20 protein-coding genes are annotated in these 21,640 nt (G+C 67.3%); 4 read left to right on the top strand and 16 right to left on the bottom strand.

Annotation, left to right across the window (positions count from 1 at the left end; all coding sequences use genetic code 11):
- The 16 genes from LC062_RS12975 to LC062_RS12900 form a co-directional block, all read right to left on the bottom strand.
- On the bottom strand, nucleotides 1-803 hold an 803-nt coding region (locus LC062_RS12975; protein ID WP_224911447.1), incomplete at its 3' end, for a ribokinase.
- A 48-nt stretch (nucleotides 804-851) separates the two neighbouring features.
- Nucleotides 852-1,613 carry an SDR family NAD(P)-dependent oxidoreductase gene (locus LC062_RS12970; protein WP_224911446.1) on the bottom strand — a complete coding sequence of 254 codons (762 nt, stop codon included), beginning with the start codon at nucleotides 1,611-1,613 and terminating at the stop codon, nucleotides 852-854.
- Nucleotides 1,614-1,655: 42 nt separating this feature from the next.
- A complete protein-coding gene (gene upp, locus LC062_RS12965) occupies nucleotides 1,656-2,285 on the bottom strand; it encodes a uracil phosphoribosyltransferase (protein WP_224911445.1) in 630 nt (209 codons plus the stop codon).
- Between the two features lie 158 nt (nucleotides 2,286-2,443).
- Nucleotides 2,444-3,457 (bottom strand): adenosine deaminase, encoded by a 1,014-nt coding sequence (locus LC062_RS12960; protein WP_224911444.1) that lies wholly within the window; start codon nucleotides 3,455-3,457, stop codon nucleotides 2,444-2,446.
- Between the two features lie 4 nt (nucleotides 3,458-3,461).
- Nucleotides 3,462-4,325, bottom strand: coding sequence for a phytanoyl-CoA dioxygenase family protein (locus LC062_RS12955; RefSeq protein ID WP_224911443.1), 864 nt, complete (start codon nucleotides 4,323-4,325; stop codon nucleotides 3,462-3,464).
- Between the two features lie 56 nt (nucleotides 4,326-4,381).
- On the bottom strand, nucleotides 4,382-5,602 hold the full coding sequence (locus LC062_RS12950) for a phosphopentomutase (protein ID WP_224911442.1): 1,221 nt from the start codon (nucleotides 5,600-5,602) through the stop codon (nucleotides 4,382-4,384).
- Between the two features lie 76 nt (nucleotides 5,603-5,678).
- Nucleotides 5,679-7,001 carry a thymidine phosphorylase gene (gene deoA / locus LC062_RS12945; RefSeq protein WP_224911459.1) on the bottom strand — a complete coding sequence of 441 codons (1,323 nt, stop codon included), beginning with the start codon at nucleotides 6,999-7,001 and terminating at the stop codon, nucleotides 5,679-5,681.
- 7 nt (nucleotides 7,002-7,008) lie between these two features.
- Nucleotides 7,009-7,785, bottom strand: a complete 777-nt coding sequence (gene deoC / locus LC062_RS12940) for a deoxyribose-phosphate aldolase (RefSeq protein ID WP_224911441.1) — start codon at nucleotides 7,783-7,785, stop codon at nucleotides 7,009-7,011.
- Entirely contained in the window at nucleotides 7,778-8,590 is an 813-nt protein-coding gene (locus LC062_RS12935; protein ID WP_224911440.1) for a purine-nucleoside phosphorylase, read from the bottom strand. Before LC062_RS12935 ends, deoC begins: the two co-directional genes overlap by 8 nt.
- Nucleotides 8,587-8,994, bottom strand: coding sequence for a cytidine deaminase (gene cdd, locus LC062_RS12930; RefSeq protein WP_224911439.1), 408 nt, complete (start codon nucleotides 8,992-8,994; stop codon nucleotides 8,587-8,589). Before cdd ends, LC062_RS12935 begins: the two co-directional genes overlap by 4 nt.
- Nucleotides 8,994-9,962, bottom strand: a complete 969-nt coding sequence (locus LC062_RS12925; protein ID WP_224911438.1) for an ABC transporter permease — start codon at nucleotides 9,960-9,962, stop codon at nucleotides 8,994-8,996. Before LC062_RS12925 ends, cdd begins: the two co-directional genes overlap by 1 nt.
- A gap of 16 nt (nucleotides 9,963-9,978) precedes the next feature.
- Nucleotides 9,979-11,085, bottom strand: a complete 1,107-nt coding sequence (locus tag LC062_RS12920) for an ABC transporter permease (RefSeq protein ID WP_224911437.1) — start codon at nucleotides 11,083-11,085, stop codon at nucleotides 9,979-9,981.
- Nucleotides 11,082-12,617 carry an ABC transporter ATP-binding protein gene (locus LC062_RS12915; protein WP_224911436.1) on the bottom strand — a complete coding sequence of 512 codons (1,536 nt, stop codon included), beginning with the start codon at nucleotides 12,615-12,617 and terminating at the stop codon, nucleotides 11,082-11,084. The genes LC062_RS12920 and LC062_RS12915 overlap by 4 nt, the downstream gene beginning before the upstream one ends.
- Entirely contained in the window at nucleotides 12,614-13,609 is a 996-nt protein-coding gene (locus tag LC062_RS12910; protein ID WP_224911435.1) for a BMP family lipoprotein, read from the bottom strand. Before LC062_RS12910 ends, LC062_RS12915 begins: the two co-directional genes overlap by 4 nt.
- 103 nt (nucleotides 13,610-13,712) lie before the next feature.
- Nucleotides 13,713-14,708, bottom strand: coding sequence for a BMP family lipoprotein (locus tag LC062_RS12905; protein ID WP_224911434.1), 996 nt, complete (start codon nucleotides 14,706-14,708; stop codon nucleotides 13,713-13,715).
- A 34-nt stretch (nucleotides 14,709-14,742) separates the two neighbouring features.
- Entirely contained in the window at nucleotides 14,743-15,693 is a 951-nt protein-coding gene (locus LC062_RS12900) for a sugar-binding transcriptional regulator (protein ID WP_224911433.1), read from the bottom strand.
- Between the two features lie 738 nt (nucleotides 15,694-16,431).
- On the opposite strand from LC062_RS12900, the gene LC062_RS12895 reads away from it, so the two are divergent.
- The 4 genes from LC062_RS12895 to hrpB all read left to right on the top strand — a co-directional run bounded on the left by LC062_RS12895 (nucleotide 16,432) and on the right by hrpB (nucleotide 21,432).
- Nucleotides 16,432-17,280 (top strand): DUF1194 domain-containing protein, encoded by an 849-nt coding sequence (locus LC062_RS12895; RefSeq protein WP_224911432.1) that lies wholly within the window; start codon nucleotides 16,432-16,434, stop codon nucleotides 17,278-17,280.
- A gap of 118 nt (nucleotides 17,281-17,398) precedes the next feature.
- On the top strand, nucleotides 17,399-17,845 hold the full coding sequence (locus LC062_RS12890) for a methylglyoxal synthase (protein WP_224911431.1): 447 nt from the start codon (nucleotides 17,399-17,401) through the stop codon (nucleotides 17,843-17,845).
- Nucleotides 17,842-18,882: a glucokinase gene (locus LC062_RS12885; RefSeq protein ID WP_224911430.1), complete on the top strand. Its 1,041-nt coding sequence runs from the start codon at nucleotides 17,842-17,844 to the stop codon at nucleotides 18,880-18,882. Before LC062_RS12890 ends, LC062_RS12885 begins: the two co-directional genes overlap by 4 nt.
- A 72-nt stretch (nucleotides 18,883-18,954) precedes the next feature.
- Complete coding sequence (gene hrpB, locus LC062_RS12880) at nucleotides 18,955-21,432, top strand: ATP-dependent helicase HrpB (RefSeq protein ID WP_224911429.1); 2,478 nt, start codon at nucleotides 18,955-18,957, stop codon at nucleotides 21,430-21,432.
- Nucleotides 21,433-21,640: the final 208 nt, after the last annotated feature.

The raw sequence follows: 21,640 nt of genomic DNA, 5'->3' as shown, positions 1-21,640 counted from the left end.
TCGCACAGGGCCCGCGCCACCGGGGCGCCGCGATCCAGCGCCGCCGCCAGGGCGCCGACGAAGGCATCGCCCGCCCCCGTGGTGTCGACCACCTCGACCACCGGCGCGGCCACCCGCCAGCGCTTCTTTCCGCGCCGGGCCGCCAGCCCGCGCCCGCCCAGGGTCACCACCGCCAGCCGCTCCGGTCCGGCCAGCGCCGCGCAATGGGCCTCGGCATCCGTTCCAGTCGCGCCCCGGACCTGCGCCAGTTCCGCCGCCTCCGCCTCATTGGCGACGACGATGTCGACCCGGTCGACCAGCCCGGCCAGCGCCGTATCGCCGGACGGCGCGGTGTTCAAAAGCACCCGCGCCCCGACCGCCTCCGCGCGCCGCACCGCCTCGGCGATGGGTTCGGCCTCCAGCTCCCGTTGCAGCACCAGAAGGTCGCCCGCGCCGAGACAACCGTCGAGCCACTCCGGCACCACCCGGGCGTTGACCCCGCTGGCACACATGATCAGGTTCTCGCCCCCGGCATCGACGCCGATCATGGCGATCCCGGTCGCTCCCTCAAGATGCCGGACATGGGTGAGGTCGACGCCGGCGGCGGTCAGGTTCTCCAGCGCCGGGCCGGCATGGGAATCCGAACCGACGGCCCCGACCATGCGGACAGAGGCGCCGGCGCGCCGGGCGGACAGGGCCTGATTGGCGCCCTTGCCGCCGGCAAAGGCCTGATGATCGGGGCCGACGATGGTCTCGCCGGGGCGCGGCAGGCGCGGCAGCGCCACCACCAGGTCGAGATTGATCGAGCCGAAGACAATGATCATGACGGGCCCTTTCCATGCGCGACTCGGACCGCCGGGAGGGCGGTTCGATCAGACCCAGCCGCCGTCGACGATGTAGCTCTGGTTGGTGCAGGCGGAGGCTTCGGAGGAAGCGTAGAACAGCACCACCCGCGCCACATCGGCCGGCACCAGCTTGCGCTTCAGGCACTGCCTTTTCATGATGTTTTCCTCGCCCTCCTCGGTCAGCCAGAGGTCGATCTGGCGCTGGGTCATGATCCAGCCGGGAGCGATGGAATTGGCGCGGATATTGTCCGGGCCGAGGTCGCGGGCGAGCGAGCGGGTCAGGCCGAGCACCGCCGATTTGCTGGCGGTGTAACCGGCCATGTTGCCCTCGCCGATCATCCAGGAAATCGAGCCCATGTTGATGATGGCGCCACCGCCAGCTCCCCGCATGTCCGGCACCACCGCCTGGGCGCAGAAGAACTGATGGCGAAGATTGACCGCCATCCGCTGATCCCAATACTCCGGTGTCACCTCTTCCAGCGCATGGCGTTCGTCATGCGCCGCGTTGTTGACCAGTACGGTGATCGGGCCGAGCGCCTCCCGGACCCGGCCGATGGCGGCGCGGACCGCGTCGATGTCGGTCAGATCCGCCTGTTCGAAGCGAACGGTCCGGCCCTCGGCAGTCAGTTCATGCGCCAGCGCCTTGGACGCATCCTCGGCAATGTCGATGAAACCGACCCGCGCGCCCTGCGCCGCGAAATGACGGACGATTTCAGCACCAATGCCGCTGCCACCGCCGGTAATCAGAACCGTGCGTTCCTGCAGATCCGGATAAATCGCTCCGCCCATAAATCCCCCTCGGACAGTTTAAGTGTTTTGAAAAATGCAGGTTTACTTGGTACCGTACATGCGGTCGCCCGCATCGCCAAGGCCTGGAAGAATATAGCTTTTCTCGTTCAACCCTTCGTCGATGGCAGCGGTGAACACCGGCACATCGGGATGGGCGGCGATGAATTTCTCGATGCCTTCGGGCGCCGCCAGCAGGCAGAGGAACCGCAACTGGGTCGCGCCCGCCTCCTTCAGCCGCTGCACTGCGGCGATGGCCGAATTGGCGGTGGCCAGCATCGGATCGACGACGATCACCAGCCGTTCGGCCAGGCCTTCCGGCGCCTTGAAATAGTATTCGACCGGCTGAAGGGTCTTGGGATCGCGGTAAAGGCCGACATGGGCGACGCGGGCGGCCGGAACCAGCTCCAGCATGCCCTCAAGCAGGCCGTTGCCGGCGCGCAGCACCGAGGCGAAGACCAGCTTCTTGCCCTCGATCACCGGCGCGTTCATCGGCTGCAACGGCGTTTCGATCTCCGTCGTCGTGATCGGCAGGTCGCGGGTGACCTCGTAGGTCAGAAGCACCGCGATTTCCCGCAAGAGCCGGCGAAAGCCCTGGGTCGAGGTGTCCTTCATCCGCATATGGGTCAGCTTGTGCTGGACGAGCGGGTGGTCGATTACCGTGGCACCGGTCATGTCGCGCCTCTTGTCTTTCGCCGCTGGCCGGAAACAGATGCCGGGCGGCCTGTCGGGTTACCGTCTCTGGAATTTCCTACATGCCCGTTTCGCGCGCGGATGAACAGCCTTGCCAGCCGCGATGGCGTGCGGACCGCGCGCGATTTCGTGCTTTTTCCTCAGCTTTGCCACTGCGCCGGCACGATGGACAAACGCCGGCGCAGCGCCGCGCGGGTCTCGTCACCGCAGAAGGCCGCCTCTATGGCGCAGCCGGTGATGGCGATGAGATCCTCCCGCGACCAGCCGAACACCTCCGCGCAGGAAGAATACTCATGTCCCAAAGTGGTGCGGAAGAACGGCGGGTCGTCCGAGTTCAGCGTGATCCGGCAGCCTGCCCGGCGCAGGAGGTTGACCGGATGGAACCGCAAGGCACCATAAAGCCCAAGCGCCAGATTGGAGCCGGGGCAGACCTCCAGCACGATGCCCTCCGCCGCCAACCGCTCGACCAGCGCCGGATCCTCGATCGCCCGCACGCCATGGCCGATCCGGCGGACCTTGAGGAAATCGAGCGCTGCCGCGACGCTCTCCGGCCCGGCGAATTCGCCCGCATGGGCGGTCAGCCCCAGCCCCGCCTCCCCGGCGATGCGAAAGGCGCGGGCGAAGCTGGAGGGATGGCCCTCGCGCTCATCACCGGCAAGGCCGAAGCCGGTGACCAGCGGATGCGGCGCGCCGGTCACCTGCAAGGCCACCCGCTCCACCGCCTGGGCACCGAAATGGCGCACGCCGATGGCGATCATCCGCGCCTCGATGCCGGTCGTCGCCCTTGCCCGCTCGATGCCCTCCGCCAGTCCGCCCACATAAGCGGCATAGGAAAGGCCCGCGCCGGCGGCATGGTCGGGCGAGATCGTCAATTCGGCATAGATCGCCCCTTCCGCCGCCAACTGGCGCAGATAGGTCTCGCTCAGGAGCGCATAATCCTCGGGCGCGCGGAACAGCCGGCTCGCCTTGTCATAGACGGCCAGAAAGGAGGAGAAATCCTGCCAGTCGTAACCGCCGGTCTCATCAAAGAGCCCGCTGATGTCGACGCTGTATTTCTCCGCAAGCCGGCGCACCAGATCGGGCGGCGCGGCGCCTTCCACATGCACATGCAGCTCGGCCTTGGGCACCGGCGTGTGCGCCCCTGGCGCCTCCATCGGCTCAGAACCCCCGCATGGGATTGTCCGCCGCGCGCAACAACCAGTTGTCGGGGGACCAGCGCGCCGCGCCATCGACCAGATGCAGCGCATAGGCGTGGCGCGAGCGCGACGAGCGGTTGGGGGCGGAGCGATGCGGCACCAGCCCGTGCAGGATCACCAGCGTTCCCTTCGGCGCGCGCAAGGGAACATCCTCGCCAAAGGGCGTCTCGTCGAAGCGCTCCATCCGCAAGGCATCGCCATCGTAGTGGAACCGCTGGCGCAAGGGCCCCTTGTGCCCGCCCGGACCGCCCATCAGCCCGCCGTTTTCCTCATCCGCATCCTCCAGCGCGAACCAGAAGCCGGTGCAGCTCAGGGGTTCGGTGTGCAGGAAGGTCGAATCCTGATGGCAATTGACCTCACCGCCAATCTCCGGCGGCTTGAAGATGTACATGGACTGCGCCAGCAGCGGCGCCGCGAGGCCCAGCCCGGCGGCGGTGCGGGCCAGACGCGGGTCGCGGGAAAACGCCTCGAACACCGGGTCGAGATCATGCAGCGCATGGCCGACCTTGTTGAGCGCCTCCGCCTTGGGCCGGGTCAGCCGGCCGTCCGCATCGAACGCTTCTTCCTCGAAGAAGAAGCGGATCTTGTCGCCGCTTTCGCGAAAATACCGGTCGCGAGCGTGGCTCTGCGCGCCGGTCTCGAACACGGAGGCGTTTTCCGCCGGATCGAACGCGTCGATCAACTCGCCCATGCGCGCCTTCAGGCGATCGCATTCGTCAGCGCTCTTGTAGCCGGTCAGCACCAGAAAGCCGTCTTCCGCGTAGGCCGTCTTCATCTCATCGGTCAGCGTGCCATCCGCTGGCGCGGCAAAACGTCTTGCGATCATTCCCATCCCTCTCCCCGCAGGGTCCCTGCCGGATCCATTCCCAAAAGTGCCCCCCGTCAGGCGAAGGGTGTGCCATGCCGACCGGCGGCGAGCCCCAGATGGGCCGCCAGCGTCTCGCCCATGTCGGCGAAGGTCGGCCGGATACCAATGGAATGCGGCTTTCCATCCGGTGCCACGCCGATCACCGCAACGCGCTCGCGGGTGTGATCGGTGCCGCGCCAGGTCGGATCACACCCATGGTCGGCGGTCAGAAGCAGCATATCGCCGGGCCGCACCAGCGCCAGCATCTCCGGCAGGCGGCGGTCGAACGCTTCCAGCGCCGCCGCGTAGCCGGCCACATCGCGCCGGTGACCGTAAAGACTGTCGAAGTCGATGAAATTGGAGAACACCAGATCGCCGTCGCCGGCCAGGCGGATCGCCTCCAGCGTCTTGTCGAACAGGGCGTCATTGCCGGCGCCCTTCAACACGCTGGTGACGCCGGAATGGGCGAAGATGTCGGAGATCTTGCCCACCGTCAGGGTCTTGCCGCCGGCGGCGACCACCCGGTCGAGCAGGGTCGGTTCGGGCGGCAGCACGGAATAATCGCGCCGGTTGGCGGTGCGCGTGAATTCCGCCGGGCTTTCCCCGGTGAAGGGCCGGGCGATCACCCGGCCAATGTTGAGCGGATCAACCAGCTCGCGCACGATTTCGCACAGCGCATAAAGCCGCTCCAGACCGAAATGGGTCTCGTGGGCGGCGATCTGGAACACCGAGTCGGCGCTGGTGTAGCAAATCGGCTTGCCGCTGCGGATATGCTCCTTGCCCAGTTCCTCGATGATCTGCGTGCCCGAGGCATGGCGGTCGCCGAGAATGCCCGGAAGCTGACCGCGCTCGATAATCGCCGCGATCAGATCGGCGGGAAAGGTCGGCACCGTCTCAGGGAAATAGCCCCAATCGAAGGCCACCGGCACGCCGGCGATTTCCCAATGGCCAGAGGGCGTGTCCTTGCCGCGCGAGGTTTCGCTGGCGCAGCCCCAGATGCCTTGCGGCTCGGCGGAGACGTCAAGGCCGGCAGGCGCCGTGCCCGATGCGAGCACCGCCGCCCGGCCAAGCCCGAGCCGGTTCATGTTCGGCACCTGAAGCGGCCCGGACCTCAGACCCGGCCGGTCGGCCTCGCCAGCGGCACAGCGCGCGGCGATATGGCCCAGCGTGTTGGACCCGGCATCGCCGAACTGCTCCGCGTCCGGCGCGCCGCCAATGCCAAAACTGTCGAGCACGCACAGGATCGCTCGAGACATGGCTTTTCCTTTCATCCTGGGGCCAGCCGTCGGGCCGCCCAACAGACGTCAGCCGCAAGGGCCTTCCACGGGGGCCTTACGCGGGCGCGGCGATCCGCCGGGCGATCACGGGGCGGTCCTCGACCTCGGCCGCGCCGCCGATGCGATAGGCAGCGCGAACGCTGTCCGCTGCCCGGGCCGCCGCCGCCTCGCTGGCCGCGTGCACGATGGCAAGCGGCGCATCGCTGTCGACACTGTGGCCGATACCGGCGATATGGGTGAGGCCCACCGCCGGGTCAATCACGTCATCGAACGTGCGCCGACCGCCGCCCAGCTCCACCACGGCAACGCCAATGGCGCGCGCATCGACGGCCACCACCGTTCCCGGGGTCTCCGGATAGATCGCCCGCTCCACCGGCGCCGCAGCGAGATAGGCTTCGGGTCGCTCAATGAAATCGGCCGGTCCGCCGAGCGCCGCCACCATCTTGGCAAAGCGCTCCGCCGCCGCGCCGCTGGCAAAGGCGTCGCGCATCCGGTCCGCGCCTTCGTTTGCGTCGGTCGCAAGCCCGCCGGTCACCAGCGCCTCGGCGCCCAGCGCCACCGTCACATCGAACAGGCGATTGTCGATTTCCTTGCCCGTCAGGAAGTCGACCGCATTGCGCACCTCCACTGCGTTGCCGGCGGCCGAGGCCAGCGGCTCGTTCATGTCGGTCAGAAGCGCGGTGGTCGGGCAGCCAGCACCATTGGCGACCCGCACCAGGCTTTCGGCCAGCGCCGAGGCTTCCTCGAGGGTCGCCATGAAGGCACCGCTGCCCCATTTGACATCCAGCACCAGCCCGCCGAGACCGGCGGCCAGCTTCTTCGACAGGATCGAGGCGGTGATGAGATCGAGGCTCTCCACCGTGCCGGTCACGTCGCGAATGCCGTAAAAGCGTTGGTCGGCGGGGGCGAGATCCGCCGTCTGGCCGATGATGGCGCAGCCGACCTCGCGCACCACCTTGCGGAACAAGGCGTTGTCCGGCTTGGAGGTGTAGCCGGGGATGCTGTCGAACTTGTCGAGAGTGCCGCCGGTGTGGCCAAGGCCGCGCCCGGAAATCATCGGCACGGCCGCGCCGCACACCGCCAGCGCCGGCGCCAGCATCAGGGAGACATTGTCGCCGACCCCACCGGTGGAATGCTTGTCGAGCACCGGCGCCTCGATGTCGCTCCAGTCGAGCACCGTGCCGCTGTCGCGCATGGCCAGGGTCAGCGCCACCCGCTCCTCAAGGGTCAGCCCCTTGAAGAAGATCGCCATGGCAAGGGCCGAGACCTGCTCGTTGCTGACCGACCTGTCGGTCAGCCCCTTGACGAAGAAGGCGATCTCTTCGTCGGTCAACGCCCCGCCGTCGCGCTTCCGGCGGATGAGTTCCTGGGCCAGCATCATCGGGTCAATATCCCTCGCCGGAGGGCGCGGGCGCGCCATCGAGCCCGGCCAGCACCGCATCGAGCAACCCGCTGGCGCCGAAGCGGAAACTCGCCGCCGATACCCAGTTCGCGCCCATGATCCTGTCGGCGAGCGCCAGATAGCCGGCCGCATCCTCCAGCGTGCGAATGCCGCCCGCCGGCTTGAAGCCGACATCGCGGCCATGATCGCGGCGGGTCTCCTCGATCACCGTCAGCATCACCTCCGCCGCCTCCAGCGTCGCGTTGACCGGCACCTTGCCGGTGGAGGTCTTGATGAAATCGGCCCCGGCGCCGATGGCCACGCCAGCGGCGGCATGGATCAGCAGCGGATCGCCGATCTCGCCGGTTTCCAGGATCACCTTGAGCAGCCGGTCGCCGCAAACGGCGCGCACCCGCCGGATCTGCTCCTCGGCAAAGCCCCGGCGTCCGGAAACAAAGGCGCGGTACGGCATGACAAGGTCGATCTCATCAGCGCCATCGGCCACCGCCTGCCGGGTCTCGGCAACCACCTCAAGCGTCTTGTCGCCGCCTTCCGGGAAATTGACCACGGTGGCGACCTTCACCCCGGAGCCGGCCAGGCAGGAGACGGCACGGGCAACGAAACGGGGCCAGACGCACACCGCCGCCACGGAGCCGAAGTCGGTTACCGCGCGCGCGCACAGGGCGTCGATATCCGCGTCCTGGCAGTTTTCGTCCAGATTGGTGAGATCGATCAGCGGCAGGGCGCGGCGCGCCACATCGGCCGCAGTCAGGTCAGTCATCGGCAAGGTCCTTCGCGAAGCGCCGGATCAGCGTCTTCAGGGCATCGACCGCAAGCAGGGCGGTCGACTTGGTTTCGTCATGGGACAGGGCGTGCGGCTGCAGCCCCGCGCCATAGTTGGTAATGGTGGAGATGGCCGCGACCTTCATGCCGAGGAACCGCGCGAGGATCACCTCCGGCACCGTCGACATGCCGACCGCGTCGGCGCCCAGGGTCCGGGCCATGCGGATTTCCGCCGGGGTCTCGAAGGACGGGCCGGAAAACCACATGTAGACCCCTTCGCCAAGGGCGATGCCCTCCTCCTCGGCGATGCGGCGGATGCGGCCGCGCAGCCCCTCGTCATAGGCCGTGCTCATGTCGAGGAAGCGCGCCTCGCTCTCCTCGCCGATCAGCGGATTGAGCCCCGACCAGTTGATGTGGTCGGAAATCAGCATCGGCGTGCCGGGGCGGAACTCCTCGCGCAAGGAGCCGGCGGCATTGGTCAGAAGCACGGTGTCGCAGCCGAGCTCCTTCAGCGTTTCCAGCGGCGTGCGCATGACACCGGGAACGCCGCTCTCATAGTAATGCGCCCGGCCCGACAGCACCGCGACCGGCACCCCTTGCAGGGTCCCGGCCACCAGTTCACTGCCGTGCGAGGACACGGAAGACACGGGAAAGCCCGAAAGCTTGGAATAGGAGATGCGCACCGCATCCTCGACCTCGTCGGCGAGCGAGCCGAGACCGGAGCCGAGGATCAGTCCAAGACGGTACTTGCCCGGACGGGCAGCGCGCACCACCGTGGCGCATTCGGGACCATAACCACTCATGCGCTCGCGCTCTCCCCTGCCTCCAGCACGAAGCGTGCCGGCAACAATTCCCCAATGGTGTAGTTCTTTCTCAAGCCCGACAGGTCGCAGATATGCACAACCACCTCGTCGAGGGCGAATTCGGCCAGCCGCTGGCGGCAACCGCCGCAGGGGGTGCACAGGGCGGCATCGGCCATCACCAGCACCTCGGCCACCTCCCGTTCGCCCGAACAGATCATCTTGCCAAGCGCCGTTGTCTCGGCGCACCAGCCCTCGGGAAAACTGGCATTCTCCACGTTGCAGCCGGAATAGATCTTGCCATCCTTGCCCAAAACGGCGGCGCCCACGGCAAAGCCGGAGTATTTGTCATAGGCATTGGCACGCGCGGCGGCAGCCGCGGCAAACAGTTCATCGAATCGAGACATCAGGTTCGCTCCTTGACGTAGGCCACGCCGCCGGCCTTGGGCGGAACAGCGCGGCCGATGAACCCGGCCAGCAGCACAACGGTCAGGATATAAGGCAGTGCCTGGATCGCCTGCACCGGCACTTCGCCGATACCGGGTATTTCCTGACCCTGCAACCGGATTGCCGCTGCGTCAAGAAAACCGAACAGCAGGCAGGCGAACATCACCGGAACCGGTTTCCATTTGGCAAAGATCAGCGCCGCAAGGGCGATGAACCCCTTGCCCGCCGTCATGTCCTTGATGAAGCCGGCGGACTGGGCCACCGACAGGTAGGTACCGGCAATGCCGCACAGGATGCCGGTGCAGATCACCGCCCGGTAGCGCAGCCAAGTGACCGAGATCCCGGCGGTATCGACCGCCGCCGGATTCTCGCCGACCGCCCTGAGGCGCAGACCGAAGCGGGTGCGGAACAGCACCCACCAGGTCACCGGAACGGCGAGGAAGGCGACATAGACCAGCAGATTATGGCCCGACAGAAGCTCCGAATAGAGGCCACCGATCACCGGCACGTCGCGCAGGGCCTCGGCGAAGGGCAACTGGATATTGGTGAAGCGCCCGTCGCCGGACAGCGGCGGGGTGCGTCCGCCCTGGCGGAACCAGTCCTGCCCCAGCAGCGCCGTCAGGCCGATGGCGAGAAAGTTGATAGCAACGCCGGAGACGATCTGGTTGCCGCGATGGGTGATGCAGGCAAAGCCGTGCACCAGCGCCAGCGCGATGGCAACCAGGATGCCGGCGGCAAGCCCCGCCCAGGCCGAGCCGGTGACGGCGGCGGCTGCGCCGGCGGCGAAGGCAGCGCCGAGCATCTTGCCTTCAAGACCGATGTCGAACACGCCGGAGCGTTCCGAGTAGAGCCCGGCGAGCGCGGCGAGCAGCAGCGGCGTCGCCAGACGCACCGTGCTGTCGAGGATGAGGATCAGGGTTTCGAACATGGTGGTGCCCCTTTCCTCACGCCGGCTTCGAGGCCGGCGCGGCCAGGATGCCGAACAGGCGCAACAGCAACGGCCGGAACATATGCTCCAGCGCGCCGGCGAACAGGATCACAAGCCCCTGGATCACCACGATCATGTCGCGGGTGATCGCCGGCATCTCGAAGGCAAGCTCCGCCCCGCCCTGATAGAGGATGCCGAACAGGATCGCCGCCAGGATGATGCCGACCGGATGGGCCCGGCCCATCAGCGCCACGGCAATGCCGACAAAGCCGTAGCCGGAGACGAATTCGATCAGCAGCCGGTGCTGCGAGCCCATGATCTCGTTGATCGCCATCATGCCGGCCAGCCCGCCGGAAATCAGCATGGTGACGATGGTGATGCGCACCGGTGAAATGCCGGCATAGACCGCCGCTCCCGGGCTGGCGCCGAAGGTGCGGATCTCATAGCCGAGCCGTGTGCGCCAGATCAGCACCCAGACCAGCAGACAGGACAGAAGCGCCAGCACGAAGGAAAGGTTCACCGGCGCTGAGCCGAAATCCACCCCCGGCAGGATCGTCTGCAGCAGCGGCAGCCGGCCGCCAGCCTCGAAGGTGCGGGTTTCCGGCTGCATCGACCCGGTCTTGGCCATCACATTGACCAGGAGATAGACCATCAGCGAGGCGGCGATGAAATTGAACATGATGGTGGTGATCACCACATGGCTGCCGCGTTTCGCCTGAAGATAGGCCGGCACCAGCGCCCACAGCGCGCCGGCCGCCGCCGCCCCGGCCACCGCCACCGGCAGGGTGACCCACCAGGGCACGAAACGGTCGAGCGCCAGACAGGCGAGCGCGACGCCGAGCCCGCCGAGATAGGCCTGGCCCTCGCCGCCGATGTTGAACAGCCCGGCATGGAAGGCGACGGCGACCGCCAGCCCGGTAAAGATGAAATTGGTGGCGTAGAACAGGGTGAAGCCGATGCCCTCGTTCCAGCCGAGCGCGCCCCAAACGAGGATCCGCACCGCCTCGACCGGGTTTTCGCCGATCAGGAGCACCACCAGCCCGGAGACCAGAAACGCCGCCACCACATTGATCGCCGGCATCAGGCCGTAATCGGCCCAGCGCGGCAATTGCCCAGCCCTCATTCCGCCGCCTCCTGCGCCGCACCGGCCATCAACAGCCCCAGTTCGCTTTCGTCCGTCTCCGGCGCCCGCTCGCCGACCACCCGGCCGTCGAACATCACCAGAACCCGGTCGGCCAGGGCCCGGATCTCATCGAGCTCGACCGACACGAGCAGCACGCCCTTGCCGGCATCGCGCAGGGCAACGAGCCGCTTGTGAATGAACTCGATGGCGCCGATGTCGACCCCGCGTGTCGGTTGGCCGACCAGGAGGATCACCGGGTCGCGCTCGATCTCCCGCGCCAGCACGATCTTCTGCTGGTTGCCGCCGGAAAACCCGGCGGTGCGCAACAGGCAATCGGGCGGGCGAATGTCGTATTTCTCGATCTCCACCCGCGCCGCCTCACGGATCGCACCGATGTCGAGCATCGGTCCCCGGCCATAGGCCGGGTCGCGGTGATAGCCGAGGATCGCGTTCTCGTATTCGCTGAAACTGGTCACCAGCCCCATGCGATGCCGGTCCTCCGGCACATGGGCAAGGCCATGACGGCGCATGGCTGCGGCATCGACCGGGTGCCGCGCCAGATCGAGGCGGGTGCCGTCGATGGTCACCGCGCCGGAACGAACCGGACGGATGCCGGCGATTGCCTCCAGAAGCTCCGACTGGCCATTGCCGGACACCCCGGCAATGCCGACGATTTCGCCGGCGCGCACCTCGAAGGAGACATCGCGCACCACATCCACCCCGCGCCCGTCGCGGGCGGTCAGGTTCTCCACCTGCAGCACCGGCCGTCCGGGCGAGGCCGGCTGCTTCTCCACCTCCAGCAGGACCCGCCGACCGACCATCAGCTCGGCCAACTCGCCCATGGAGGTCTTCGAGGTCTGCCGCGTCGCCACCATCTCGCCGCGCCGCATCACCGACACCTCGTCGGTGATGGCCATGATCTCGCGCAGCTTGTGGGTGATCAGAAGGACCGTCTTGCCCTCGTCGCGCAGCACCTTGAGGATGCGGAACAGGTGATCGGCCTCCGCCGGGGTCAGCACCCCGGTCGGCTCGTCGAGGATCAGGATATCGGCGCCGCGAAACAGCGCCTTGAGGATCTCCACCCGCTGCTGCAAGCCGACGGGCAGATCCTCGATCACCGCATCCGGATCGACCTTCAGATCGTAATCCTCGGCCAGCCGCTTCAGCGTCGCCCGGGCACGGGCCACCCCGCCGGCCAGGAGCGGGCCGCCCTCCGCGCCAAGAATGACGTTTTCCAGCACGGTGAAATTCTCCACCAGCATGAAATGCTGATGCACCATGCCAATACCGAGGGCAATCGCCGCCTGGCTGTCGGCAATCGTCACCGGCCGGCCATCGACGCGGATTTCGCCCCCATCCGCGTGGTAGAAACCGTAAAGGATCGACATCAGCGTCGACTTGCCGGCGCCGTTCTCGCCGACGATGCCATGGATCGAGCCCTTGGCGACCTTCAGGTCGATGTCCTTGTTGGCCCGCACGGAGCCGAACCGCTTGTCGATGCCGACAAGCTCGATGGCGAGCGGGGCGGTCATAGCGGGCAGGTCCCGTCTTGCGCGATGTCGCGAACAACAGCGCGGCCAGCGGCAATGTCCTCTTCGGCGCGGCGTGCTGCCGCTTCCATGTCCGCCGTGATCAGCTCGCGGTTGTTGGCGTCGATCACCCAGTCCATGCCGCCCTCCTTCAGGCCGAGCACATGCACCCCCGGCGTCCATTCGCCGGAAAGCTCATCGAGAAAATTGTCCAGCACCGCCGCATCGACCCGCTTGCGGATCGAGGTGAGCACCTTGCCCGGGTGCAGGCCGTTCTGGTTGCTGTCGGTACCGATCCCCAGCTTGCCGGCATCGGCCACCGCCTGGAGAACGCCAATGCCGGTGCCGCCGGCCGCCTGGATGATCACATCCGCGCCGCGCGCGATCTGTGAGCGGGCCAGCTCCGCGCCGCGCGCCGGATCGGCGAAGGCCGCCGGCGTGTCGCCGGCCATGTTGAACAGCACCCGGACATCCTCCGAGACCGAGGCCGCGCCCTGCCGGTAGCCGCACAGGAAGCGCCGGATCAGCGGAATGTCCATGCCGCCGACGAAGCCGATGGTGCCGGTCTTTGTGGCCATCGCCGCCAGCAGGCCGGCGATATAGGCCCCCTCCTGCTCGCGAAAGGTCACCGAACGCACATTCGGCGCGGTCACCACCATGTCGACGATGGAGAATCGCGCCTCGGGAAAGGCCTTGGCCGCCGCGCCGACAGCGGAGGCCTGGTTGAAGCCGATGGCTACGATCGGCGCATAGCCGCGATTGGCGAAATTGCGCAGCGCCGGCAGGCTTTCCGCATCGCGGGCGATCTCGAAATCGCGATAGCTTTCGCCGGTCTTCTCCCGAAACGCCTCCGCACCGCGATAGGCCGCTTCGTTGAACGAGCCGTCGAACTTGCCGCCAACCGAATAGACCAGCGCCGGCTCGGCCAATGCCGGCGTCAGCCCGGGGACCAGCAGCGCCGCCACAAGGCTTGCGGCTCGCAGAAGGGTGTTCATCTCGCGTCCTCTCGCATCAGGACGGTGGGTCGCTCGCCGGAAGAGGCCCGGCTCGAAAAACGGCGCCCCGCCGACCGAAACGGCGGAGCGCCAAGCGTCAGGCTCAGAACGGGCAGTCGTTGCTGGCCATGTAGTCATGCACCTTGATCTTGCCGGCGATGATATCGGCCTTGGCCTGATCGACCGCGGCGATCATCTCCTCGGTGATCAGTTCCTTGTTGTTGTCGTCATAGGCCCAGCCAACACCATCCTCGGCCAGTCCGAGCGAGTAGAAGCCGGAGGTCCACGTGCCGTCACGGGCGTCGGTGAAGGCCTTTTCCACGGCCACATCGACCCGCTTGGTCATCGAGGTCAGGACCGAGCCCGGATGCACGGCATTCTGGTTGGAATCGACGCCGATCCCCAGCTTGCCGGCATCGGCCACCGCCTGGAGAACGCCGAGACCGGTGCCACCGGCCGCGTGGTAGATGACATCGGCGCCGCGATCCATCTGCGACTTGGCCAATTCGCCCCCCTTCACCGGGTCGGTCCAGGCCGCACCGGTGGTGCCGGTCATGTTCTCGAACACCTCCGCATCGGCCTTGGTCTCGAGCACGCCCTGCTTGTAGCCACACGCGAACTTGCGGATCAGCGGAATGTCCATGCCGCCGACGAAGCCGACCTTGCCGGTCTCGGAAGCCATCACCGCCAGCTTGCCGACGATGTAGGAGCCCTCATGCTCCTTGAAGACGATCGAGCGCACGTTCGGCAGATCGACGACCATGTCGACGATGGCGAACTTTGTGTCGGGGAATTCCTTGGCGACCTTCTCCAGCGCATTGGCATAGGAAAAGCCGATGGCCACCACCGGATTGGCGCCGCGCCGGGCGAAATTGCGCAGCGCCTGTTCACGCTGGCTGTCGTTCTGGATCTCGAAATCGCGATAGGCGATGCCGGTGTCGGCCTTGAACTTCTCCGCGCCGACATAGGCGGCCTCATTGAAGGACTTGTCGAATTTACCGCCAAGATCATAGGCGACCGCCGGCTGGATCTCCTGCGCGGCGGCGCCCCCGGCCGTCAGCGCAAGTGCGGCCGCTCCAAGCAATAACAGTTTCTTCACGTGTCATACCTCCAGCTGTTGGCCCAGCCCGTCTTCACGCGGATCTGGCCCGTTGTGTCCCGTCCGCCGCCACCAGGGCCCGGCCCAGGGTTTCGTCGACGATCAGGTCCGTAATGATGCCCGCATGCAGTGCCGCGCGGGTTGCCTCGCTCTTGCCGGCGCCGCCCGCCAGCGCCACCACCCGGGCGCCGCGCACCGCCTCGAACGGCAGGCCCACCGCCTTGTCGTTGAGCCGGGCGCGCACAAGCGCGCCATCGCGGCCGATGAACCGCCCCATCAGGTCGCAGACCGCGCCCGAGGCGATCAGGTCGCGCTGCTCATCGCGGGAAATCAGGTCGCGGCGGATAAGATGGCCGTCATCTTCCACCGATCCGATGCCGATGACGAACAGGTCCGAGGCACGGGCCCGCTCCAGCAGCGCCTGAACGCTGCGCTGCTTCAGGAACATGTCCCGCTCATCGACGCTTTCGGCCAGATAGGGCACCGGCAGATAATAGCCCTCGCCGCCGCTGCGTTCGGCCAGATGCTGAACCACATCGAAGGGATTGGCGGACAGCTTGCGCGTCAGCGATCCGGAGATCGACACGATCCTGAGATCCGGGCGCTGGATCCTCGGCATCAGGTCGACCGATGCCTTCAGGGTCCGGCCCATGCCGACGCCAACCTGCGAGACCGAGGCATTGCCGAGCAGATTGGCCAGATGCTCTCCGGCCAGCTCCGCCACCGCCTGAATCGACGCATCCACGCCAGCGGCACCAATGTCCGGCGCAATCAGGCAGGACGCCAGCCCATGGGCGTCGATCAGCGCCGCCTCAAGCTCCAGACAGTCGGTCGGCCGCCCCTCGACCCGAAAACGCACCAGCCCGGTGCGCTGCGCATGGGCAATCAGCCGATGAACCTTGGCCGAGGAGATTCCAAGACGGGTGGCGATCTGCCCTTGCGTCGCCCCGCCGACGAAAGACATCCAGGCCGCACGAATGGCCATGTCTGTGATCCCGTCACCCTGTCGCATGACCGGGCTCGCCTCCCCTCATCCGCACCGCCCCGCGCTTTCGCCGTCAGACGACGGGCCCGCCGGGTCCACTTACCTCTGGTGGCCGAAAAAATATTCAGCTTATGGGATTTCTTTCAAACGAGACTGCCCCACCCATCCGGTGAGGTCAAGCGCCTTGTCCAGGCCGCCCGCAGCGCCACGCACCCCGACCACGGGCACCCTGACGTAACCCCACTGATGCCCTTGCGATCTTGGCCTTACGCATGCGTGCCAGCAGGACGAAGCAGAAGGAGCCCCTCAAAATTACGCTGGGTAAATTTGACAATTTTACAATTCATCGCAATCTCAACCAGACGTTTGTACAAATATTGTTTTTCTAAAAAAGCTTAAAAACATGATACACTTCCACAACCCCCAAGATTCGACCCGCGCCCTACTTCCACGAAGTTCCGCGCAAGTCGACAAAGACGACAGAAACATCGGCGGGCACACCCCGGCGATGCGGTGAGAGGCTATGCCAGCGTCGATCCCGGCACGCCTCACCCACCCCGCGGGCTGAATGCTCGCTTCGTGGATCTGACTTGATGATGGACTCGTCAGGCCCGGATGGCGGTCGGCCAAAAACCCGGCTCAGCAACTCCGGACCCAAAAGACGAATTGGGGGATGGCAAGCACAGGGACACGAAACGCGGCAGGAGCCCGCCACACCGGTTGAAGGAGGTTTCGACCATGGGCGTTCTCACGTTCTCCCGCGATATGCGGTCATGCTGGATCGCGCGCATGCTGATCGGGCTGTCCCTGATCTTCCCGCTTCTGTTAGGAGCCGGGCCGGCCTGGTCGGCGGGCAAACCCACGATCCTCGGATATGCTTATGATCCGGATGCAGAAGTGGATGTGGAGCTGATCCTGGCCGTCGACATTTCGCAATCCATGGACCGGGACGAACAGGAGGTGCAACGCGCCGGCTACGTGGCAGCCTTGACCTCGCCGCAGGTGGTCAACGCCATTCGCTACGGTCCGCTCGGGCGGATCGCCATTTCCTACCTGGAATGGGGCGGTGTCGGCGAACATTACATCGTCGCCGACTGGGCGGTGATCAGCGACGGCGCCACGGCCGCCGCCTTTGCCGCCAGGATCGCCGAGGCGCCGCTGCACCATCGCCAGCGCACCTCCATCGCCTCCGCCCTGGCCCAGGCCATGACCATGATCGCCGGCAACCGGTATCAGGGCATCCGCAAGGTGATCGACATCTCCGGCGACGGCCCCAACAACCAGGGCGGCGCAGTCACCGAGTTCCGCGATCGCGCCATCGCCAATGGCATCACCATCAATGGCCTGCCCCTGATGCTGAAATCGGCGCAGGACGACTGGCAGGCGATGATGCATATCGATCACTACTATGAGGATTGCGTCATCGGCGGCCCAGGGCACTTCTCCGTGCCGGTTCGTTCCAAGGAGCAGTTCGCCAATGCCATCCGCATGAAGCTGATGCTCGAGATCGCCGGACTGTCGCCGAACACCGGCCGGATCATGACCGCGGCGATGCGCCGGCCGATCAACTGCAGCCTCTACGACTGAGGCTGCCCGGCGCCGTTTGCGGGCGGGCGCCAAAGCCCAAACCGCCCGCAAACGGCTTTCCCCCGGCGCTGGAAGCCTGTACATCCTGAAGGTTGAAAACCTGCGACAGGATCGCCCCTTGACCGAGACACAGCGCCCGGACCGCTCGGCCCTCGCCCTCATCGCCCATGACGCGAAGAAGGAGGAGATGGTCACGTTCGCCCGTCTCAACACCGCCAAGCTTGCCGACTACAAGCTGGTGGCGACCGGCACCACCGGCGGGCGCATTCGCAAGGCCTGCCCGGATCTCGACATCACCCGGCTGAAGAGCGGCCCGCTCGGCGGCGACCAGCAGATCGGCGCGATGATCGCCGAGGGGCGCCTGCAAGGGCTGATCTTCTTCGTCGACCCGCTGTCGCCGATGCCGCATGATGTGGATGTGAAGGCCTTGATGCGCCTTGCTCTTGTCTATGACATCCCGATGGCGCTCAACCGCTCGACGGCGGAAATCCTGCTTCGTTCGGCCCGCCTGACCGGCCTTGCCACCAGTTCGCAGACACCGGAAATCGCCAAGAGCCGCCCATGACCACCTCCACCTCGTCCCTCAAGGGCTTCCGCTTCCCCGTGCTGGTGGCCGATATTGGCGGCACCAATGCCCGCTTTGCCATCGTCCGCGACGCCCATGCGCAGACCCAGGCCTTCGAGCCGGTCAGCACCGCAGGGTTTCCCGGTTTCGCCGAGGCAGCCAGCGCCAGCGTCTTCAACCACACCGCCCTGATGCCACGCACCGCCGTGATCGCCGTCGCCGGCCCGGTCACCGGCGAGACAATCCCGCTCACCAACGCCGACTGGGTGATCGACCCGAAGGAGCTGATCGCCCGGTTCGACCTGGAAAGCGTGATCGTGCTCAACGATTTCGAGGCCCAGGCCCTGGCCCTTCCCGGGCTCGACGGGACGGCCATCGAACAGCTTGGCGGCGGCGCGCCGGTTCCGTTCGGTGCCAAGGTGGTGCTTGGCCCGGGCACCGGACTTGGCGCGGCGGCGATGATCCACGCGGCCAACACCTGGATCCCGGTGCCCGGCGAGGGCGGCCACATGGAGCTGGGACCCGTTGACGCGGAGGACATGCGGATCTGGCAACATCTGGAACGGGTCGGCGGACGGGTGGGCGCCGAACAGGTGCTCAGCGGCTCCGGACTGGTGCGCCTGTCGCGCGCCGTCGCCGAAGCCGAAGGCCAGAGCCGCCGGTTCGAAAGCGGCGCCGCGGTTACCGAAGCCGCCGACGCGGGGGACGACGTGGCGCTACGAACCGTCGCCTGCTTCGTGCGGGCGCTCGGCCGGGTGGCCGGAGACCTGGCGCTGGCCTTCCTGGCGCGCGGCGGGGTCTATCTCGGCGGCGGCATTCCGATGCGGATCGAACGGCACTTGCGTGCACCCGCCTTCCGCGCCGCCTTTGAGGCCAAGGCCCCGCATGACGCCTTGATGCGCACCATCCCGACCTATCTTGTTCGCCATCCCAACCCGGCGCTGGAGGGGCTGGCCAGCTTCGCCCGCACCCCCGCCCTGTTCGCGGTGGAGCTGACCGGCCGGCACTGGTCCGCGTCGCAGCCACCCGCCGCCTGAAGCGCCTCCCCCGCCCGCACGCCTCGCCCTGATATCGCCGCGCGTTCCTCGCGGCTCTTCGAAATGACGCAAATGCCCCATCCCAACCGCCCCACCCTGCCAATCGACGCGGTGTTGCCCGAGCTTCTGGACACGCTCGCCGCCCATCCTTCGGCGGTGCTTGTCGCCGAGCCGGGCGCCGGCAAGACCACCGCCGTTCCGCTGGCGCTGCTCGATGCCGACTGGCGCGGCGACGGACGCATTCTCGTGCTGGAGCCGCGACGGCTCGCCGCCCGGGCGGCGGCGGCACGCATGGCCGCGCTGCTCGGCGAGGAGGTCGGCGACACCGTCGGCCTGCGGGTGCGGCTGGAGACCAAGGTTTCGGACCGAACGCGGATCGAGCTGATCACCGAGGGGGTGTTCACCCGGATGATCCTCGACGACCCGGAGCTGACCGGGGTTTCCGCCATCCTGTTCGACGAGTTTCACGAACGCTCGCTCGATGGCGATCTGGGGCTGGCGCTGGCGCTCGACGTGCAATCCGCCCTGCGCGAGGACCTGCGCCTCCTGCCCATGTCGGCGACCATCGACGCGGCCGGCGTCGCCCGGCTGCTCGGCGACGCGCCGGTGGTGTCCTGCGCCGGGCGCAGCTTTCCGGTGGAAACCCGCTATCTCGGCCGGGAGACGGGGGCGCCGCTGCCGGCGCAAATGGCGCGGGCGATCCGCCAGGCGCTCGACACCGAGAGCGGCTCGATCCTTGCCTTCCTGCCGGGCCAGGGGGAGATCCACAAGGTGGCGGAGCTTCTTGCCGCCAACCTGCCCGCCGGGGTCGATCTCGCGCCGCTTTACGGCGCGCTGACGGCGTCCGCCCAGAACGCGGCCATCCGCCCGGCCGCGAAGGGACGGCGCAAGCTGGTGCTGGCCACCTCCATTGCCCAGACCTCGCTGACCATCGAGGGGGTGCGGGTGGTGATCGACAGCGGCATGGCCCGGGTTCCGCGCTACGAGCCGGCCACCGGGTTGACCCGGCTGGAAACCGTGCGAGTGTCACGGGCTGCCGCCGATCAGCGGCGCGGCCGTGCCGGACGAACCGAGCCGGGCATCTGCTACCGGCTGTGGGACGAGGCGCAGACCCGGGCGCTTGCCGCCGACGACCGACCGGCAATCCTTGAGGCGGATCTGTCGCGGCTTGTTCTCGACCTCGCCGCCTGGGGCGTCACCGATCCGGCGATGCTGCGGTTTGCCGATCCGCCGCCTGCGGCCGCCTGGTCCGAGGCGGTGTCTCTGCTGCGCTCCCTGCATGCCCTTGACGCAAGCGGTGCGCTCACCAGCGAGGGCCGGCGGATGATGCGCCTGCCGCTGGCGCCGCGCCTTGCGCATATGCTGATCGCATCAGTGGCGGAGGATGCGGGCGGGCTCGCCGCCAGAACGGCGGCGGTTCTGTCCGAAACCGGCCTAGGCGGCCGCTCCACCGACCTGCGCGACCGGCTGGCCGGACTTGCCCGGGGCAAGGACCCGCGCGGCAACGCCGCCCGCGATCTCGCCGAGCGCTGGCGCAAGCAGGCGGGACTGTCCCGGGGCAGCGCCGGGCCGGAGGCGGCGGGCCGGGTGCTGGCGCTTGGCTATCCGGACCGGGTGGCCCAGGCCCAGGACGGGCGCGGCGGCTTTCGCATGGCCAGCGGACGCGGCGCCCGGCTAGAGGAGACCGACCCGCTCGCCCGCGAGGCGTTCCTTGCCATCGCCGAGGTACAGGGCACCGCCGCACGCGGGCGCATCCTGCTCGCCGCCCCGCTGGCACGTGCCGATATCGAGGAGCTGTTCGCCGAGGACATCACCCAAGAGGTTGTCGTGACCTGCGACGCGGAGGGCAAGGTCCGGGCAAGGCGGCGCCGGATGTTCGGGAAGCTCCGCCTGTCGGAGGACATCGAGCCGGCGCCGGATCCGGACAAGGTGGCGGCGGCGCTGTCCCGCTATCTGAAGGACAGGGGCGCCGGCGCGCTCGACTGGTCGAAGACACAGCGGGCCCTGCGCGCCCGCATCGGCTTCCTGCGGCAAAGGCTCGGGCCGGAGGCAGCGGCGGACTGGCCGGATCTTTCCGACGCGGCACTGACGGAGACGATGGACGACTGGCTCGCGCCCTATCTCGCCGGCCGCAGCCGGGCCAGCGAGATCGGCCCGGACGTCCTTGGCGATGCGCTGTCAGGGCTGTTGCCGCAGCACCGGATGGCGGAGCTGGAACGGCAGACGCCGACGCATTTTTCCGCGCCTTCCGGCTCGCATGTGCCGATCGACTATGACCGGGAGGACGGACCGACGCTGGCCATCCGCGTGCAGGAGCTGTTTGGCCTCGACCGGCATCCGGCGATTGCCGGCGGGCGGGTGCCGCTGATCCTGGAGCTGCTGTCCCCGGCCCACCGGCCGATCCAGATCACCCGCGACCTGCCCGGGTTCTGGCGCGGCTCCTGGGCGCAGGTGAAGTCCGAGATGAAGGGCCGCTACCCCAAGCACCCCTGGCCGGATGATCCCGTTACCGCACAAGCAACCGCCCGGGCGAAACCGCGCGGCACGTGATCCCCGAGCAAAGCCTCAACCGTCTTCAACTCACTACGGTAAATGCGTCTCTCATGCGCGGCTTAAGCATGACGATGATCTTTCGCGTGAGAAAAGGTGAGGCCTGCAGACTCGTGTCCTCCCGCCTTGCGCCCCAAGATCGAGAAGCAGAACGGCAAGCGGTTTGATGAGGTTGGTCCCGAGAGACCTTGCCTCGCCGATCCCGGAT

Origin of the sequence: Stappia indica, from assembly GCF_020177335.1 — a bacterium.
Taxonomy (GTDB): domain Bacteria; phylum Pseudomonadota; class Alphaproteobacteria; order Rhizobiales; family Stappiaceae; genus Stappia; species Stappia indica_B.
Note: the sequence above shows the minus strand (reverse complement) of the source record. Positions and strands in the feature narration are given on the sequence as shown.

Excerpts from the sequence above, each read along its gene's own strand:
- LC062_RS12970 (WP_224911446.1), bottom strand. The coding sequence starts at position 1,613 with ATGGGCGGAGCGATTTATCCGGATCTGCAGGAACGCACGGTTCTGATT.
- upp (WP_224911445.1), bottom strand. The coding sequence starts at position 2,285 with ATGACCGGTGCCACGGTAATCGACCACCCGCTCGTCCAGCACAAGCTG.
- LC062_RS12960 (WP_224911444.1), bottom strand. The coding sequence starts at position 3,457 with ATGGAGGCGCCAGGGGCGCACACGCCGGTGCCCAAGGCCGAGCTGCAT.
- LC062_RS12955 (WP_224911443.1), bottom strand. The coding sequence starts at position 4,325 with ATGATCGCAAGACGTTTTGCCGCGCCAGCGGATGGCACGCTGACCGAT.
- LC062_RS12950 (WP_224911442.1), bottom strand. The coding sequence starts at position 5,602 with ATGTCTCGAGCGATCCTGTGCGTGCTCGACAGTTTTGGCATTGGCGGC.
- deoA (WP_224911459.1), bottom strand. The coding sequence starts at position 7,001 with ATGCTGGCCCAGGAACTCATCCGCCGGAAGCGCGACGGCGGGGCGTTG.
- deoC (WP_224911441.1), bottom strand. The coding sequence starts at position 7,785 with ATGACTGACCTGACTGCGGCCGATGTGGCGCGCCGCGCCCTGCCGCTG.
- LC062_RS12935 (WP_224911440.1), bottom strand. The coding sequence starts at position 8,590 with ATGAGTGGTTATGGTCCCGAATGCGCCACGGTGGTGCGCGCTGCCCGT.
- cdd (WP_224911439.1), bottom strand. The coding sequence starts at position 8,994 with ATGTCTCGATTCGATGAACTGTTTGCCGCGGCTGCCGCCGCGCGTGCC.
- LC062_RS12925 (WP_224911438.1), bottom strand. The coding sequence starts at position 9,962 with ATGTTCGAAACCCTGATCCTCATCCTCGACAGCACGGTGCGTCTGGCG.
- LC062_RS12920 (WP_224911437.1), bottom strand. The coding sequence starts at position 11,085 with ATGAGGGCTGGGCAATTGCCGCGCTGGGCCGATTACGGCCTGATGCCG.
- LC062_RS12915 (WP_224911436.1), bottom strand. The coding sequence starts at position 12,617 with ATGACCGCCCCGCTCGCCATCGAGCTTGTCGGCATCGACAAGCGGTTC.
- LC062_RS12910 (WP_224911435.1), bottom strand. The coding sequence starts at position 13,609 with ATGAACACCCTTCTGCGAGCCGCAAGCCTTGTGGCGGCGCTGCTGGTC.
- LC062_RS12900 (WP_224911433.1), bottom strand. The coding sequence starts at position 15,693 with ATGGCCATTCGTGCGGCCTGGATGTCTTTCGTCGGCGGGGCGACGCAA.
- LC062_RS12895 (WP_224911432.1), top strand. The coding sequence starts at position 16,432 with ATGGGCGTTCTCACGTTCTCCCGCGATATGCGGTCATGCTGGATCGCG.
- LC062_RS12885 (WP_224911430.1), top strand. The coding sequence starts at position 17,842 with ATGACCACCTCCACCTCGTCCCTCAAGGGCTTCCGCTTCCCCGTGCTG.
- hrpB (WP_224911429.1), top strand. The coding sequence starts at position 18,955 with ATGCCCCATCCCAACCGCCCCACCCTGCCAATCGACGCGGTGTTGCCC.